14 protein-coding genes and 1 pseudogene are annotated in these 16,084 nt (G+C 54.3%); 3 read left to right on the plus strand and 12 right to left on the minus strand.

Annotation, left to right across the window (positions count from 1 at the left end; genetic code table 11):
* Nucleotides 1–3: 3 nt before the first annotated feature.
* Both ET33_RS01845 and ET33_RS01850 read right to left on the minus strand, forming a co-directional pair.
* Nucleotides 4–1,200, minus strand: coding sequence for a hypothetical protein (locus ET33_RS01845; RefSeq protein ID WP_036675657.1), 1,197 nt, complete (start codon nucleotides 1,198–1,200; stop codon nucleotides 4–6).
* A 105-nt stretch (nucleotides 1,201–1,305) separates the two neighbouring features.
* Nucleotides 1,306–1,542: pseudogene (locus ET33_RS01850) on the minus strand (DinB family protein); the annotation flags it as partial.
* Nucleotides 1,543–1,635: 93 nt separating this feature from the next.
* On the opposite strand from ET33_RS01850, the gene ET33_RS39595 reads away from it, so the two are divergent.
* From ET33_RS39595 to ET33_RS39605, 3 genes are all read left to right on the plus strand, one after another.
* Entirely contained in the window at nucleotides 1,636–1,848 is a 213-nt protein-coding gene (locus ET33_RS39595; RefSeq protein ID WP_235206617.1) for a hypothetical protein, read from the plus strand.
* A gap of 39 nt (nucleotides 1,849–1,887) precedes the next feature.
* Nucleotides 1,888–2,382 (plus strand): hypothetical protein, encoded by a 495-nt coding sequence (locus ET33_RS39600; protein WP_235206618.1) that lies wholly within the window; start codon nucleotides 1,888–1,890, stop codon nucleotides 2,380–2,382.
* A 123-nt stretch (nucleotides 2,383–2,505) separates the two neighbouring features.
* Nucleotides 2,506–3,606, plus strand: a complete 1,101-nt coding sequence (locus tag ET33_RS39605) for a hypothetical protein (RefSeq protein ID WP_235206619.1) — start codon at nucleotides 2,506–2,508, stop codon at nucleotides 3,604–3,606.
* Nucleotides 3,607–3,694: 88 nt separating this feature from the next.
* Here the strand turns inward: ET33_RS39605 and ET33_RS01860 are convergent, their stop codons facing one another.
* The 10 genes from ET33_RS01860 to ET33_RS01905 form a co-directional block, all read right to left on the minus strand.
* A complete protein-coding gene (locus ET33_RS01860) occupies nucleotides 3,695–7,000 on the minus strand; it encodes a DEAD/DEAH box helicase (RefSeq protein ID WP_036675659.1) in 3,306 nt (1,101 codons plus the stop codon).
* A gap of 24 nt (nucleotides 7,001–7,024) precedes the next feature.
* A complete protein-coding gene (locus ET33_RS01865) occupies nucleotides 7,025–7,711 on the minus strand; it encodes a serine/threonine-protein kinase (RefSeq protein ID WP_036675661.1) in 687 nt (228 codons plus the stop codon).
* 364 nt (nucleotides 7,712–8,075) lie between these two features.
* On the minus strand, nucleotides 8,076–8,729 hold the full coding sequence (locus ET33_RS01870) for a FusB/FusC family EF-G-binding protein (protein ID WP_036675663.1): 654 nt from the start codon (nucleotides 8,727–8,729) through the stop codon (nucleotides 8,076–8,078).
* A gap of 313 nt (nucleotides 8,730–9,042) precedes the next feature.
* A complete protein-coding gene (locus tag ET33_RS01875) occupies nucleotides 9,043–9,489 on the minus strand; it encodes a DUF6376 family protein (protein WP_036675666.1) in 447 nt (148 codons plus the stop codon).
* 66 nt (nucleotides 9,490–9,555) lie between these two features.
* Nucleotides 9,556–10,443: a CPBP family intramembrane glutamic endopeptidase gene (locus ET33_RS01880; RefSeq protein ID WP_051775039.1), complete on the minus strand. Its 888-nt coding sequence runs from the start codon at nucleotides 10,441–10,443 to the stop codon at nucleotides 9,556–9,558.
* A 258-nt stretch (nucleotides 10,444–10,701) separates the two neighbouring features.
* Nucleotides 10,702–10,980, minus strand: coding sequence for an acyl carrier protein (locus tag ET33_RS01885; RefSeq protein ID WP_051775040.1), 279 nt, complete (start codon nucleotides 10,978–10,980; stop codon nucleotides 10,702–10,704).
* The gene (locus tag ET33_RS01890) at nucleotides 10,977–12,035 is read right to left on the minus strand and encodes an HAD-IIIC family phosphatase (RefSeq protein WP_036675668.1); all 1,059 of its coding nucleotides are present in this window, start codon (nucleotides 12,033–12,035) and stop codon (nucleotides 10,977–10,979) included. The genes ET33_RS01885 and ET33_RS01890 overlap by 4 nt, the downstream gene beginning before the upstream one ends.
* Nucleotides 12,036–12,053: 18 nt before the next feature.
* Nucleotides 12,054–12,551 (minus strand): GNAT family N-acetyltransferase, encoded by a 498-nt coding sequence (locus ET33_RS01895; RefSeq protein ID WP_235206620.1) that lies wholly within the window; start codon nucleotides 12,549–12,551, stop codon nucleotides 12,054–12,056.
* Between the two features lie 2 nt (nucleotides 12,552–12,553).
* Nucleotides 12,554–13,717 (minus strand): bis-aminopropyl spermidine synthase family protein, encoded by a 1,164-nt coding sequence (locus tag ET33_RS01900; RefSeq protein ID WP_036675670.1) that lies wholly within the window; start codon nucleotides 13,715–13,717, stop codon nucleotides 12,554–12,556.
* 5 nt (nucleotides 13,718–13,722) lie between these two features.
* Nucleotides 13,723–15,708 carry an endonuclease MutS2 gene (locus tag ET33_RS01905; protein WP_036675673.1) on the minus strand — a complete coding sequence of 662 codons (1,986 nt, stop codon included), beginning with the start codon at nucleotides 15,706–15,708 and terminating at the stop codon, nucleotides 13,723–13,725.
* Nucleotides 15,709–16,084: the final 376 nt, after the last annotated feature.

Below are 16,084 nucleotides of genomic sequence, written 5' to 3' on the forward strand. Positions count from 1 at the left end.
TGCTTACTGCTTCACCCACTCGGTACCGCTGAACGTCTTGATGTGGTACCAGACTGTGCCTTCCGGCGACGTCCATTTCTCGAACGCCTGCACCTCTTGGGGAGCAAAGAACCCTTTAAGATGAGCCATTTCACCGGTCGCAGGAAACCGATATGTCTGCGTCTCCGCCGTAAGCTTCACCGTCTCTTCGATCGGTACGATCCCCTCGGGCCGCTCCAATAGCGCCCGTTTCAGATTTACCCACTTCATACCTGCCGGCGTTTCCAGCTTCGTCCAGTCGCCCACGTTCTGCACGGCTTTGTAAACTCCCGGCTCCAACCAAAGATTCCGATCATAGCTGGGCATCCGTTCCTCAAAATATCGCGTTTTCGTGGTCAGCTTCACAGGCTCATTCAGCGCTTTATAATCTTCCAGCACTTCATTTTTAGGCTTGATCCACCGCTCGCCTTGCGGGAGTCGGACCTTGTACCAGGTGAAGACGAAGAAAGCTTGCGGCGAATACTGCCATTTGGCGATGGCGTGCACGACACCCGGCTCCACCGCTTCCCCTTTCCCCTCGCCGTCATACGGAACTTCATAGGCGGTTTCGGCTCCCGACAGCTTCAGATCATAGTCCACTGTCTTGGCATAGACATCCTCCATGAGAGCCGGTTTAAAAATCCATTTGGGACCCATCCATGTTGTTTCTACTTGGTACCATGTGCCAGTCTGTGCGCTGGCGCTTGTTGCATTGATCACGTATTTCGGTCCGTAATGGAGCTCTGCGGTAGTCACAATTTCCTGAGGGGCAAGCGACTGTCCCGTGTCCGTCTCGACGTCAGGCCGGTCGAACAGCCTCACTGTGCCGATAAGCGTCAGCGTCTTCTTTCGTTCTTCATAGGTCCCGTACAGCACTCTCTCATCGTCACGAATCCACCGGTCTCCGAGCCAGGTCCGCACCTTGAGCCATTCCTCCGGCTTCCGCTCGTCATAGAAGCTAAAAGGCGCGCCAGGCGCAAGCTTCACGCTCTGATACGGCGAAATCGAGCCCAACGGACGGCCTCCTCCTCCCTCCCGAGCGTACAGGCCCGTCTCCCCGATAATCACGAAGCTCCTCTGGGGCTCCTCGGCGTAAGCGGCGGCAGGATACTTCACTGTGGCGGGCAGCATCAGCAGCATGGCGGCCCATACCGGGGCTAGCTTCCTTAAGGCTTTCCTCATCCAATGTCAATCCTTTCCTGTTTTTGTAACAGACGCGCGGCAGACAGGAAAGTTGCGAAGCTTCATAAAACTTCATCGCACGGCTTGACAGCAGGCAAGCCTGCCTTAGGCTTGATCCTGATACCAGAACAAGGCATACTCCGTCATGACCGAGGCATACCCCATCTGACGCAGCATCGCCGAAATATTGCCGCGGTGATACGTACCGTGATTCACGACCTGCATAACGATTTCCGATAAACGGGTTTCCCGGATTCCGGCATACGGATTATCTAGTACGATCGCCTTTTCCAAGTCGGCTTGCTGTCTGAAGAATGCTCTATACCGCTCAGACGAAGTTCTTGTAAAAAAGTTACAATCAACCTGACACCACTTACCGAATAAAACTAGAATATGGTATTATAGCAAATTGAAAGTTGGATAAGGAGACCTGCTATGCGGAATAAATCAACTCTGGCCTTCCTCTTGGGAATTGGTCTGTCTCTGGCCGCGGCCGTTCACGGGAACGCCTCGGAATATGCGGATACTCCGACGGAGCCTGCTGATGCCGTTCGCATTCCTCGGACATTAACGCTGCTTCAAGATACGCCGTATTATGTCATTCCGAACGCGCTGGTGAACAAAGCCGAGGGAGCCTTTTCCCCGTAAACGGTTGAAGTCATCGAAGCCGAAACGCGTTGGGCGGAAATGCCGAATTGGTGGAAGATTCGTACGACCTTTGGTGATAAATGGATCAAGACCGAACCCGTGAACATTGACGTGCCCCCTCCCTCCAAGATCACCTTAATGGAAAATGCGCCGATCTATGCCAAAGCCAGTACCCAACTGCGGCCTTCTGCCGTTTTGTCCCCTCAGCAAGTGGAGGTGGTCGGCGCGGAGAAGCAATGGTTTTACAGTCCCAAGCATGACGAAAACGAATTAAAATGGTTGAAGATCCGCACGTCTTGGCTAGGTGACCAATGGATTCGGCTTCCGCTCAAGCAGATTGGCTCTTATTCTAGCCATACCAAGAAAAAGTATTATTCGACCGCCGAATTTAGCAGCGTTCCCCTGTGGAACCATGCCGCGGATTCTTCGGCCTCCCCCTGGCAGATCCGGGGCCAGATATTGACGGAAACAGGAGAATTTCAAACTCCATTAGGGAGCTTCTACCAAGTGGAGACCCCGGAAGGCACAAGCTAGACACGTCATCCCGGTGAATTTATTACGGAAGCGAACGAGACGATCACCAGACGGCAGCCGACGCCGTTATATCCTTCGCCGTCTCCCTATAGCGGTAAGCCCAATGCAGCCGCTCCCCAGACGATGACCGTTTTTGAGAAAATCGAAGCAAATCCGGTCCGGGACTGGGAAGGAACCTGGTACCATGTCAAGGCAAACGAAGGCGAAGGCTGGTTCAATCCAAAATTCGCGGAACCGGAAGACGCCAAGCCGGATAACACCGAAATCGATCTGCGGTCGGATACGACATGGCTCTACCAATATCCGGACAACTCTCAGCTGCTAAACTACGGGGTGCTCGGCCCGCAAAAAGTTCGCGCCTCCGCTGCTTGGACAGCCTCCAACGGAGTGCGGTGGTTTCAAATTCCCACCTTCCTGGAAAACGCGTGGATTACCCTAGACCCTATCCGCGACCAGCTTCAGCTACCGGGCCGCGAGCAGGATATGCAAATTTCCGGGGAGATAAGCCATACGGGAGCTATATACAAGACAGATAACGCGCTTACGTTTGGGGATGCAAAAGTAGGATATGAGCGCGACGGAGAGTTGTTTTTCCACTCCGGCGTTGTGGCAAAAATGTATCAGTACACCGTTTCGGGTCCGGATCGGGAGAACGGGTGGACCTTCGCCCATCCTTCGGGCTATTCCTTCCGAATTAAACCTGGGGAGAAGAAAGCCGTGATTTCGTGGAAAGGCAAACCCCGCCGCAGCGTCATTTTATCGGCGGCTCCGGTCCCTTCCGCAGATAAGGAAGCGCCGGATCTGAGGATTGACGAGATGAGGACGCTGCTCGGCGCCTCAACGGAAGTTACCCCGAATCATAGTGAGGTGTTGCTGCATTCTGGCGAATATACGCTCGGCGATTTTAACCCGCCCGCCGAGGTGAAAGGGAACTTTCTACATCTATCCGCCCTATGCTATGATGCGGGAAGCCTGCAGCCGAACGAAGTCGGCAACCGGCTGAAAATCTATGTATATGACCGTTCTTCCGATGCGCCATCCGATTCATTTGCCCACACGGCCGTTGCATCGGAAGAAATGCTGTTTTCCTTCGACATGAACCGCGCGCTTTACGACCTGTCTTTAAAGAAGCCGCTGCAGCCTGGAATCAACCGGCTTACCGCTGTATACAAGGTCGGCGAGCGCATCATCTTTGAGCAGGATTTCGATGTAACGGCCCGATAAGGAACCATCGTCCACACCACAAAACAGGACCCGTCGCCTCACCGGCGTCGGGTCCCTTTACCATCCCAGTTCCGTCGCAGAAGCCTGCTCAATCCAGCATCAGCAGCTCCCGGACGTCCCGTTCCGTCAGAGCGGACAGCCCCTCCTCGCCTGGCTGAATGACTTCGTCGATCAAATGTTTTTTTCGCTGCTGAATCTCGTGCATCTTGTCTTCTACCGAGCCTTGGGTGACGAGACGGATCACTTGGACCACCTTCTTCTGCCCGATCCGATGGGCGCGGTCCATAGCCTGCTGCTCCACGGCGGGATTCCACCACAGATCGTACAGGATAACGGTGTCCGCTCCGGTCAGATTCAGTCCGGTTCCCCCGGCCTTCAAAGAGATCAGGAACAAGTCCCGCTCGCCTTCGTTAAACCGGTGGCAGCGCTCGACGCGCTCGGCGGACGGAGTTTTGCCGTCCAAATAAAAATACGGTACGCCCCGGTAACCAAGCTCCCGCCCGATCAGCCCCAGCATCTCGGTAAATTGCGAGAAGACCAGCATCCGCCGCCCGGCGCTACGGCATTCCTCCACCAGCTCCAGCAGCTGCTCGAATTTCGCCGAGCTTCCGGTATATCCTTCGACGAACAACGCAGGATGGCAGCACAGCTGGCGCAGCCGGGTGATGCCCGCTAAGATTTTGATCCGGTTTTGCTGAAACGTATCCGCATCCAGATGCTTCAGCGCTTCCTTTTGCAGCTTGGCCAGATAGGCCACGTACAGCTTCTTCTGCTCCGGCAGCAGCTCCGAGGCTTGCAGCGATTCGATTTTCTCCGGAAGCTCCTTTAGTACATCGCTCTTAACCCGCCGCAGTAGAAACGGACGGGCACGCCTCGCCACGGTCTCGCGGGACAGCTCGCCGAACGCTTTGCGATCCGGGAACAGCTCAGGGAACACCGCGTCAAAGATGGACCACAGCTCCTCCAGCGAGTTCTCGACCGGCGTTCCGGTCAGCGCGAATCGGGACCTGGCCCGGATCGCTTTCACCGCTTGCGCCGTCTGCGTCGCGTAGTTTTTGAACGCTTGGGCCTCGTCCAAAATGAGCGTATGAAACGCATGCCCGGCATAACGCCCAATATCCCTGCGCAGCAGCGGATACGAGGTGATGACGACGTCCGCATGGGACAGTTCCTTCAGTACGCGGGCACGTGCCGCACTGCTGCCGTCGGCAATAACGGCTCGAAGCTCCGGCGCGAACCGGTTCAGCTCGTTCCTCCAATTATATAGGAGAGACGCGGGGGCGACGACCAGCGCAGGCTGCCCCAGATCTCGAATCTCCGGCAAAACGGATACGAGAAAAGCGATGCTCTGCAGCGTCTTGCCAAGCCCCATATCGTCGGCAAGAATGCCGCCGAAGCGGTAGTGGGCCAGCGTCTTCAGCCAGCCATACCCATATTTCTGGTAATCTCGCAGCACAGGAGTCAAACGGTCCGGCAGCGGGAAATCCAGATTGTCCGGATTCCGTATGTTCTCCAAGAGCCGGCGAAGCGACTTGCCCAGGCTGACGGCACGGCTCTGCTCCCGCGCATCGATCAGATGCAGCCCGCGGACAGCCGACAGGCGCAGCTCCGTTCCTTTCACATCCGCTTGGCGGATACCCATTTCGTTCATGAATCGGACGATCTCCTGAAACTCCTCGCTTTCCAGCGGCAGGAGCGCGCCGGTCGGCAGCCGGTGGTATCTGCGCTTCTCTTCCAAAGATTTCAGTACTTTGCGAATTTCCGCTTCCGGGATTCCGTCGATATCGAACTTAATTTCCAGCCAGTCGATCCGCTTGTCCACATCCACCCGGATCTTCGGCGGAACGTGGCCGGTATGAAGCCTGACTTTTACAGCCGAAGTGGCATATACCTCGGCCAGCTTTTCCAGCTGGGGCAGGACGCGGTACATAAACTCGTATTCCTCGTCTTCGCCATCCAAGAAATAGCCGCTTTCCGTCCTGACGAAAGCGCTTTGCTCCATGATCCCAAGAATCGCCTGCTCCTTCTCCCCGTCCCGCACCAGGATTCGTCCTTCGCCGCGCTGGGTTTTTCCCTCTTCCAACGGATTAAGGACGATGTCGCCGTAATGAAACTCTAGCCCGGCAAGCAGCCGGTCCCTCACCCGGTCCAAATACAGCTTGGCCTTCAGCGATATGCGCATGATCCGATCGGACACGGCTTGGGCGACATGGACGGTTCCAAGCTTCATCAGACCGGGAATCGCCTTCTCGATGAAAGGCTCGATCTGATCCGCCGAAATCTGAAGCTGGCGCGTGCGAGCCGAATCCAGCATTTGTTTCAGCTCCGAGAGGCGCTGACTGCTGTCGGGCGGCAGCTTCAGCAGCTTCCCCTCGGCAAGGACCAGCCCGTACATTTCCATAACGATGATCTCGTCCAGCCCATAGACGTCCAGCCGATATCCTTCCCCCGGCGCTTGGTCGAAATCAAAGCGAAGCGGGATCGGCTCGTCGGAGACGCGAACGCCCTCGTAGATGCAGCCATCCTGCTCAAGCTGTGCGGAAGGAGCCGCCGCCAACAAGGGAAGCAGCGATTCCCACGAGAACGGAGGAATCAGCAGCATCCGCTCGCCGCTCATCCGGTTGAGCTGAACGGCAAACGTACTCGACGTTTCGCGATACACCTTCTCGTTGCGGCAGATTTGGATGAGCTGGCGTAAGATGGCGTCATCCTCGATTTTAAAGCTGTGAAGCTCCGGGTCGTAAGTGAAATGCTTGGTAAATACGTAGGCTTGTCTCCGTTCCACACGCTCCAGAAACTCTCTTATGTTCTGTACGATGTACAGCCGTTTAGGCCCGACCTTAAGCTCGATTCCGAACATGTACTTCCGGTAACCGTAAGCAAAGGGCGTGCAAATAAACTCCACCTCAAGCTGCGTTCTTGTATCGAAGCGCGGCCGGGAACCGGTCGGGATCATCGGCTTGCCGACGAACAGTCCTAACACGCTGTTCGTGAGCCGGAGCTCTCCCGCCGGAATCGCGGAGGCGCTTGCTGCCGCTCCGCCTGACGGAGGCGTCGCAGATAATCCGTCCTCCGGCCGAAGCCTCCCAACAGGCAAGCTGCCGGCCTGCTCCGTATCGTGAATATACAGCAGCACCGCAGCGACATGCTTACAATATTTGTCGTAGGAGCCCAAGGTGGGGCACGTACACGCCGCTTTGACTTCCCCTTCAAGCCCGATTTCGACGGTTACTCGGCAATTGTCGCCGCCGCCGACCGTCGCTTCGTAGCTCTCAGCTACGGGATCGCAATGCGTGAAGGCCACTTTTCCGGCGCGGCAGTAGGCTTCTCCCTTTTTGTAGGAGAGCTCGCCGCACAACGATTTAATGACCCGTGGTGTCAACGGTGCGTTCATCGCCTGAAACCTTCCTTACTTCATCTATTTCAAAAACTTGGAAAACAACTGACTGACTCTCTGGGCGAAATCGTCAAGACTCAGATTCGCCTGATCCAGTCTGGCGTAGCCGTTCTTGATCGCATCCAGCACCCAGGCGGGAATTTTGATTCCCTCGATGCCGGGATAAAAGATGCGGTACGCCCAGACCAGATGCTCCCACCGGTGGTCGTCTCCCTCCAGCGCATATTCGGATACGTCCAGCACTTTGCCCCGGCCCGATTGCAGGATGACATTTTTCAGATGAATGTCGCGCGGATTCAAGCCTCGGCCGCGCACCAGCGCGCGCGCATCTTCAACGTCGAGGATCGCCTGCTCCGGTACGGGAATACCCTCCAACAAACAATCGAGCAGGGTGACTCCGGATTCGTGGCTCATGACAAGATAGTGTTCCCCGCACCCGTAATATACCGGAAAATAAGGAATCCCTTCCAGCCGTTCGTACACTTGCTTCTCCATATCCCGTTTCCCGAGCGCAAGCGCGTGATCCGAGTACATTTTAAACGCGTAGCCCGGCGTCCGATCATAAGTGAACACGGCCGCATCCGTTCCGATGCCGATACAGCGAAGTCCTTCCGAATCGCCGGATACGATCACAGGTTCATTCCGTTCGCTGCCGATTACCGTAATGCTGCGAAGTGCCTTATCCGCCAAAGTCCAATCCTCGTTCATCCTGGAGCCCTCCCCTGTAACATCTACTGGAAGCCTGTGCCGATGCAGCATTGAGATAGGTGCAAAATACCCGGCGGCAGGTTAACTCTTGTAGATCATTACGTGAAACAAGCACCCAGGGTGCAAAATGGATTGAGGTCGTTAGAGCGATTATACCACAGAACAACCGTTCGCCAAAAGACGAGTACGATATCGACCTTGCCGTCTCTGAAATTGGGCTGAATAAAACGCGTTTCTTCTGCTTCAAAAATAATCCATACGGGTAACTATTGGTTAGCTGGTTACAATACCAGAACATGGGAACACAACCGCAAGCAAAAAACCATTGAATCCGGAAAAGTCCGGAGATTCAATGGTTTCTTGTCTAGCCTATAACCGTGTTAATAAAGTTCTCCAAAGAAGAAACATCCGTAATGTTCTTATTGCATTCGTGACCATGCATGCACAAATAATTGCCAACCGCTTTATAATAATCGGCTGAAGCTTTCGCCGGCCTTTTTTTGGATATCGCCGAAAATAAAGCAAGATCTTCATACTTATTGCATACGAAGCAATAGCTTTTCTTGTTGGTGGGAGTATATTTGCCTTCTACACCGACAAATTGCCCGTCCAGATGATACACGATGAACAATTTATTCGTAGAGATATCAATCCAACTGAGATAGGTGACGTAACGACGGTCTATCTCGGATAAATTAGGAATCTTTAGCTTCTTATTCTTGGGAAACAGCTTTTGAATCTGCTTCTCCGTAATATGCGGAAATTCCACGATATGCGGCTCTAGCGTTCTCAGATACTTATGGAAATCTTCTGACGTTTCCAATGTGACAATGTCTTCCAGCATCTGTTTCTGAAGGCTGGAAGCGTCGGGAAACAGCTCTGCGATTTTGGCTGCCGTACCCTGCCTGACCGATTCCAATACCTTTCGATCGGCAATCGTTCTGAGAGCATGCTGCAGGTTTCCTGCCTGCTTCTTGATATCGTTATACTGATGGTTTCTAATAAATGGTCCACACATGGAGGTCAGCCCCTTATTTTATAAGATTGAAAATAAGGTGCAAAGCCATATTATTAGAAACGATAGCTGCTCATTCGGGCGATTTTATGTTGCTCCCTTTTACGCCCATGCAAAGTATCGCCCTAAAAATAAGGCTTTGCATGAGACTGGCCAATCCGGCAATCGCGAATTGCCATCCGTACCAACTCCCTCGTTCTAACTTACGATTAGTATAAACAAAACAAATGTCTGTAGCAAGAACAAGACCACATTCCATTCCCTTCTATAACAAAAGGATGCTTTCACTTCATGTGAACGGCATCCTTTTGTTGCATTATGGAGTTAAGCTCTGCACTGTATCCGAGATTTGAGTGACCTGGTTCAGCGTGTCGATGAACTGGGAATTTTCGATCGCCTTCCAGTCGATGGCGCTGTTATTGATCTTCTCCAGGTAACCGTTAATCTCCTTCGTCAGTGTCTCGTTATAGCCGACGAGCTGACCATGAACATTTTTGGCAAAATCAGGGGCCTGAAGTGTGTTAAATTTTGCGATCCGTTCCTTCATACCGGTCAATTCGTTCTTCAATGTTGTTCTGGCTTCAGAATCGGTGACCGCCTGCCCGGCAAGCGTCGGCAATTGCTCCGCAAACCGTGTAGTGTCATCGATAAATTTAGTAGCTTCTTCCACGTAGTTTAACGAATGATTCACTTTGTCGACGAGCCCGCAGCCTGATAACAGACCGACCGCAAGCATGAGCAAAAGCATGATTTTCAGCTTCATCCACCGGACCTCCAACTTTTTTACAAGGTAATACTGCTCCAAGCCGGCTCCGGTTTCAAAAAATAACTATAAGGACAGCGGCTCCTGAACCGGCCGTTCGCCTTTTCCGGGAAGGGTTCGAATGATTGCCCATGGCTTTCTCGTAACAATGAACGCCACCGCCAACAAAGCAAGTGCAACGAAAACACCAGACTCTCCCGTCCACAGCAAGGCCGAATCCCCTTTTGTAAACAGGTCAAAGACGTTCTGCGTGATGGCATTCCATGAGGCGTGCAGCAAGACGACCGGCCAAATGCTTCCCGATGTCAAACGGAGGTACGCCATCACATACCCGAAGGACGTAACCGTGATCATAAACAGCACGACGGATAAAAGAAGAAACGGACCGGCGTAGTACACTCCAGCTATCATGAGCGGCAGATGCCACACGCCCCATACCAGTCCACTTACGAGAACAGGCCGGGGGACCTGGGCGTCGATCAGGCGTGTGAGCATGTAGCCGCGCCACCCCACTTCCTCGCCAAAAGATCCAATCAATCCTCGAATCGTTCCGAGAGTTGCATTTGCCAACAGGAAGAATACGAATAGAACGATGGGTGAAGCGGTTAAATAAGTGGCAGGCGCGGCAAATTGCGCGAGTCCGAACATCCATGCGATGCCATAGGCCGCCAGATCGCCCGCTATCGGCAGGAGAAGCACGATCGGTATGAATTTAAGAGTACGTCTTCCCCCCAGACGGAGCGAGATATCGGCAAAACCCTCGCGCAGCAACAAACGCGAGAGTAAAGACGCCAAGGCGGGCGTCCACATCAGAAAAAGTACCCATTTCTCGTCATGAAGAGTCAGCCAATACCCCAGACATGAAAGAGGAACGAGGAAAGCAAAAAAGACCGTAAGCCCGCGTCGGGCAGACTGTACGCGCTGATGCGCCGTATCGTGGTTTGAGGTTGTCATTATCGAACACTCCTTATTGTTGCGGCTCCCACCAGAAACCACAAATTGATAATTACATTTATGTAAATTTGATCCTTATTATAACAGCGTCTTTCGTCGAAACAACGGCCTCAAGTCTAACCCCCGACTAGCCAAAGGAACAAACGAAAACTGGCCTTAAGACCGTTGAGAACCGGGAACATGTGCCGTCACGCAAAAGAGCCGACCATCCGCATGGGACGTCGGCTCTTCGCTGTTCCAATTTTTCAATCCGGAGTTTCAATTTTTCAATCCGGAATAAGCCCCGCGAGACAAGCTCCTACTCTCCTCGATAAACGAGACGATACGATCTACGCTCGATAACGATTCGATCGTAAGGTCCTCCTCATCGAATGCTACTTGAAACGCCTGCTCCAGCCAGGCGATCAACCGGACCACCATAACGGAATCCAAAACGCCCTGCGGACCCAGCAGCGGCGCAGATGGTTCCACATCCGGCCTGCCGAGCAATTGCGCTACGATAGCCGTAACTTTTCGTTCCATTTCTTCACGATTCATCCTAAGGTTCTCCCTTCCGCTTGTCTAAAATGCCCCGTTTTCACGGTAATCCAATCCGGTGCGCCATACGAGAACGGTAACGGCAGCGCATAGATGGAATCATGCTCCCGCCTCTCCTTCCGGGCAAACCCCAATAGCTGCAAAAGCATCAGCGCCGGACGGTTGCGGCCTGCGGCCCGGTAGATGCAGACCGCTTCAAGCATCGCCGGATGCTCCTGCTGCGCCAGCTTCAGCACCGTCCCGAGAAATGCGGTTCCAATGCCGCGCCCTTCAATGCGGCAAGAGATGCAGAACAACCGGATGTCCAGCCGTTTCTCCCCATAGTCCAGCATGGCTGCCCCGACAATGCCATGGTCGCCGAACCGGTCCTTCAGCGCCGCGACATAAAGCCCTTTCGCCGGCGATTCCAGATAAGAGCGGACGACGTCCTCCGACACCCGCTCCGTGAAATTATTGAATTGATTCGTTCTCGCAGCCAGCTCGAAAGCCCGGTCAAGCTCCTCTTTGCGTGCAGCGCGAACCTCCAGCTCCATGAAGCAGGAGCGCAAAAAGTCTTCCCGCGTTCCGGCGAACCGCTGCTCCGCCGTTTTTCGCTCCAGCCGGGAAAGCATCATCTCGCGACGTTTCCCAGCCTCCCTTGTCAGCTTCCCGGCTTGGAACTCGGGGTATCCGGCGAGCTCCAGCGCCTCATACGCTCCGTAGACGGTCAGCTCCGGCAAATACGTTCCCGCCTCGTAGCGTTCGAACGGATTGTCGTCGATGAACGCTACCGCATCGAGCCCGATATTCAGCTCGCTTGCAATCCGTCGGATGCCTTCCGCCTTCGTCCCCCAACCGATCTGGGGATACAGAAAATAACGGCCGATGCCTAGTTCCTCCAATTTCGCCATAGCCAGACCATGGTCGTTCCGGCTCGCGACGCTCTGCAAAATGCCGCGCCCGTCCAACTGCTCCAGCACATCGCGAATGCCGGGACGCAGCGACACTTCTTCGTCGTCTGCCAGCGTTCCATGCCATAACGTTTCGTCCAAATCCCAAATCAGACATTTGATCATCTACCTGTCCTCCGCAGCCTAAGCTTCCTGATCCTGCACCTTGTACTCCATCGTCAGATGAGTCGGCGCGAAGCCGTAATTTTTATACAGCACGCGCATGGGCAGGTTGCCGACGTGCACGTGCCCGACGATGCGCCGGGCTTTCCGGCTGGCGGCAAAATCCATCCCCGCCTCGAACAAATCCGTCACCGCCTCCGTACCGCGGCACGATTCGGCGGCGTAGAAGCTTTTGAACTGGATATAGTTTTCTTTCGTCACGAAATTCTCTTTGAGCGTCATCCAGAGCCAGCCGGCCACCCGGCCTTCCAGCTCCAGAACGAGCATGCCTTCCCTTTCCCGAGGAATCGCCTTTTCCAGCTTGCGCCGGTGGAATTCCAGATCCGTTACCGCCTCGCTGCCAAACGAAATGACGGAAATTTCTTTCTCAAATTCTGCCACTGAGGCCAGGTCCTTTTGCCCTATCGGCCGGATATTCATCTTGTCTTCTTCTCCTTTTTGAGCCATGATTCGCCGCATGCTTATACGCTCTTCTTTTCGATCAATTGAAACGTATCGTTCTTGCAGCGGGGACATCCTTGATTTTTGAGCTGCTCGATCGTAGGCACGTCGCCTTGGAAGCCGACGTAGACCGCTTCCCCGCACTGCTGGCAGCGGTAAGTGCGCAGCGTCCGCTTGACTTCGCCTGTATACAGCGCATCTTCAAAAGCGTCGGCATATTCGGAACGCGTCTGGTCCGTCGTCTTCAGCACGATCATTTGGCTCCGGTTCGCGATCATTTCCGCGCCTTCGTACTCGTTAAAGCGTGGGAACGTGGCGCTGACCATGAGCCCCATCCGCACAAACTCCCGCTGCATCGCCAGCATAAATTCCGGCGACTTATGGGCAAAAGACAAGAAGATCGGAGCCCCTTTTCTCTTCTTCAAGCCGCTGATCCCGCGGGAAAGGAACAGCGTCATGCCCTGCAGCGTATAGGGTGGATCGGTGAAGAAGCAGTCGTAATGCCCCTGCCATTCCTCGGGTAGCGGGTTCCGCAAATCCCAGCTCCTGTATTGGATAGGCAGCCCCTCTCTGGCTGCGGTCTCACCGATATAGCTCAGGAACCGCTCGTCGATATCGACAACGTCGATCCTCGTCCTCGAATGCCCCTCCGGGAAGAGCTTCCTGAGCAAAAAGCCGAGTGACACGCTGACCAGATCGTCGTCGCCGATGCAGAGCACGCGCTTTCCGATTAGCGTCTGCTGCTTCAAGCACAGAACGGCGCGGCGCAGACTCGTCTCCGCGGTGCATTTCGATTGATCGATCCGGACGTCCACCTGCGGGCGCAAGCGGAAAATTTCCTGAAGCTCGCTTAGCACATCCGCCAGCTCTGCCTTCCAATCCGCATCACCTGCCGTCAGCCTCAGGTACAGGCTTCTGTTTAATCCGCCGTATCCCAGCTCTTGCTCAATCCATGCCGTTCCCGCGCTGCTGCAGCGCGTCCCGTTCTCTTGCGTCAGCGCGCCTGCTTTGACGAGCTCCTTCTTGATGGCCGCGGCAACGGGAATCGGCAGCAGCGTCCGGCGCGCCAGCTCTTTGGTCGAGATGCCCGGGCTGAAATAACATTCCAGCAAAAACTGCTCGATGACGACGGAACCTTCTTCCAAACGGACTTTCGCGCTGATTTCATCCACATAATTTTTCATTTCAATCACTCCTCCGATTGGGTTTCGATGGTAACGCCCGGTGCATGCTTGCGCCCCATCAACTTGCGTTTTTTGCGGTTTTCTTTCGTCTCGAACACGATGTCAAAATCGTAATTATCCGGGTACAGCTCCTTGTTCTCGATGTGCAGCTTCAGCCGCTTCTGGTTGATTTTGAACTTCTGGTTCTGGATCATTACCCCGACGTTGCCCCGGGCATCCTCGGTTTCAAACACAATGCCAGTACGGCCCAAATAAGCGATGTACACGCAATCGCCGAGCTGGAAGCTTCTGGGAGCCTCCTCGGGAACCGGCTGAGCGGCGTCCTCCGGCTCCTTCTCCGATGGAGGCAGAGGCGCAGGCACCGGTGTCGTTTCTTCCTGCGGATCGTCTTTGTCGGCCGTGGAAGCTTCGTCCGGCTCCGGCCCTGGCCCGGCGGCCTGTGTCCCCTGCGGCAAGCTTTCCGGCAAGCCACGTGCGGTAATTTCGCGGGACCGCTCAATAAGGCCGGCCGGCAGGCCCAGCTTCAACGCGATCAGGAAAGCGTAGCTCTGGCCCGCTTCCCCGATCCGCAGCCGGTACAGCGGCTGCAGCCTATCCGCATCGAACTCCATGCGGGCATTCTCGAACCCCGGCGTCATGTCGGCGAAGTTTTTAATTTCCGTAAAATGGGTCGTCGCCACCACCGTCGACCCTCTTCGGTGCAGCTCCTCCAGAATGGCCACCGACAAGCCGACGCCTTCCCCCGGATCGGTCCCGGAAGCCATCTCGTCGATCAAGATGAGCGTCGAACGATCGGCAAACTGCAGCATTTCGTTGACGTTCCGAATATGCGCGGAGAAGGTGCTGAGCGCATGCTCGATGCTTTGTCCGTCCCCGATATCGACGGCGAGATGGTTGAATACGGAAAGCAAGCTTCCTTCCCGTACCGGAACCAATAAGCCCGACTGCGCCATGACGGTCAGCAGACCGATCGTTTTCAGCGTTAGGGTCTTGCCTCCGGTATTCGGTCCCGTAATAATCAGCGACTTATACCGCCGTCCGATGACGAAGTTCAAGGGAACCATTGGCCGGTTCAGCAGCGGATGCTTCGCTTCGCGCAGGTCGATGATCCCTTGGTCGCTCAGCTCCACATTGGAGCCTCCGATAGCCAGAGCGTATTTGGCCTTGGCAAATATGAAATCGTAGGTGCCCACCGTCTCGACGTTCGTCAGAAGCTGTTGATCGCAGCTTTCCGCCAGTGCGGTCAAATCGCTCAGTACTTTCAGCTCCTCCCGCGCTTCCTCCGCTTTCAGCCCCGTAAGCTCAAACTGAATCGTCATGACCTCGGCCGGCTCGATATAGACCGTTTGGCCGCTTGCCGACTCGTCAAGCACTGTTCCCTTCACCAGCTTGCGGTGCTCTTTCTTGACCGGCAGCACATACCGCCCGTTGCGCGTGCTGAGGACATGCTCTTGCAGAATAGAGCGGTGGCGGCTCATCAAGGAGTCCAGCTTGGACTTCAGACGCTCCTCGAATACGGCCAGCCGCTTGCGGACTTTCATGAGCTCTTTGCTGGCGGAGTCGGCGATCTGCCCGTGACGGATGCACCGTTCGATCTCCGATTTCAGCGCATCCATCGTATACATGGAAGCCGCATAAGAGCTAATGTGAGGGGCTGCCCCGCTTTTCGCGGCCATATACCTCATGAGCTGCGCGCAGCTGGTCAAAAATTGGTTCATGTGCATGAAGTCCTTTTCACTGAACACGTAGCCCGTTCCCAGCAGCTCCAAAATATTTTCCATGCCTTCCAGCGAAGGAATCGGAACGCTGGCCCCATGCTGGAGCAAAGACTTCGCTTCCGCCGTTTCGTCCAGCTTCGCCCGCACGACGGACATCGCCGTGATAGGAAGCAGCTCGGCGATCTGCCGCTTGCCCAGATACGATACGGCATATTCCGCCAAAGCCTCTTTGATTTTGCCGTATTCCAAACGTTGCAATGCTTTTTCATTCATGGGTGATCTCTCCTTGTAAGAAAATAAAAAAAGGGCAGAGAATGAACGTACGTCATTCTCTGCCCTTTTTTGACCATGCCTAAATAAAAGCGCCCGATAAAACAGAAAATCCGCGCTGAACTCAGCACGGATGATAGGCGCAATGAATAGGCATGTACCTAAGGCATTGTATGATATCCGTTGTTCTTAACTAATTCCAAGGTACCCGTAAACCCATGACAAAAAAACCTTGCTATATAGCAAAATTTACCCATGAATTTCCAGAAACCTCAAATATGGAATTGATTAGTTAAGAACGACCACCGACATCAAAATCTCTCCCTTAGGCAATAAGTTAATTTTTACTCTACCTTACTTCCCCGGTGAATGTCAAGTG

Source organism: Paenibacillus tyrphae (assembly GCF_000722545.1).
Taxonomy (GTDB): Bacteria; Bacillota; Bacilli; order Paenibacillales; family NBRC-103111; genus Paenibacillus_G; species Paenibacillus_G tyrfis.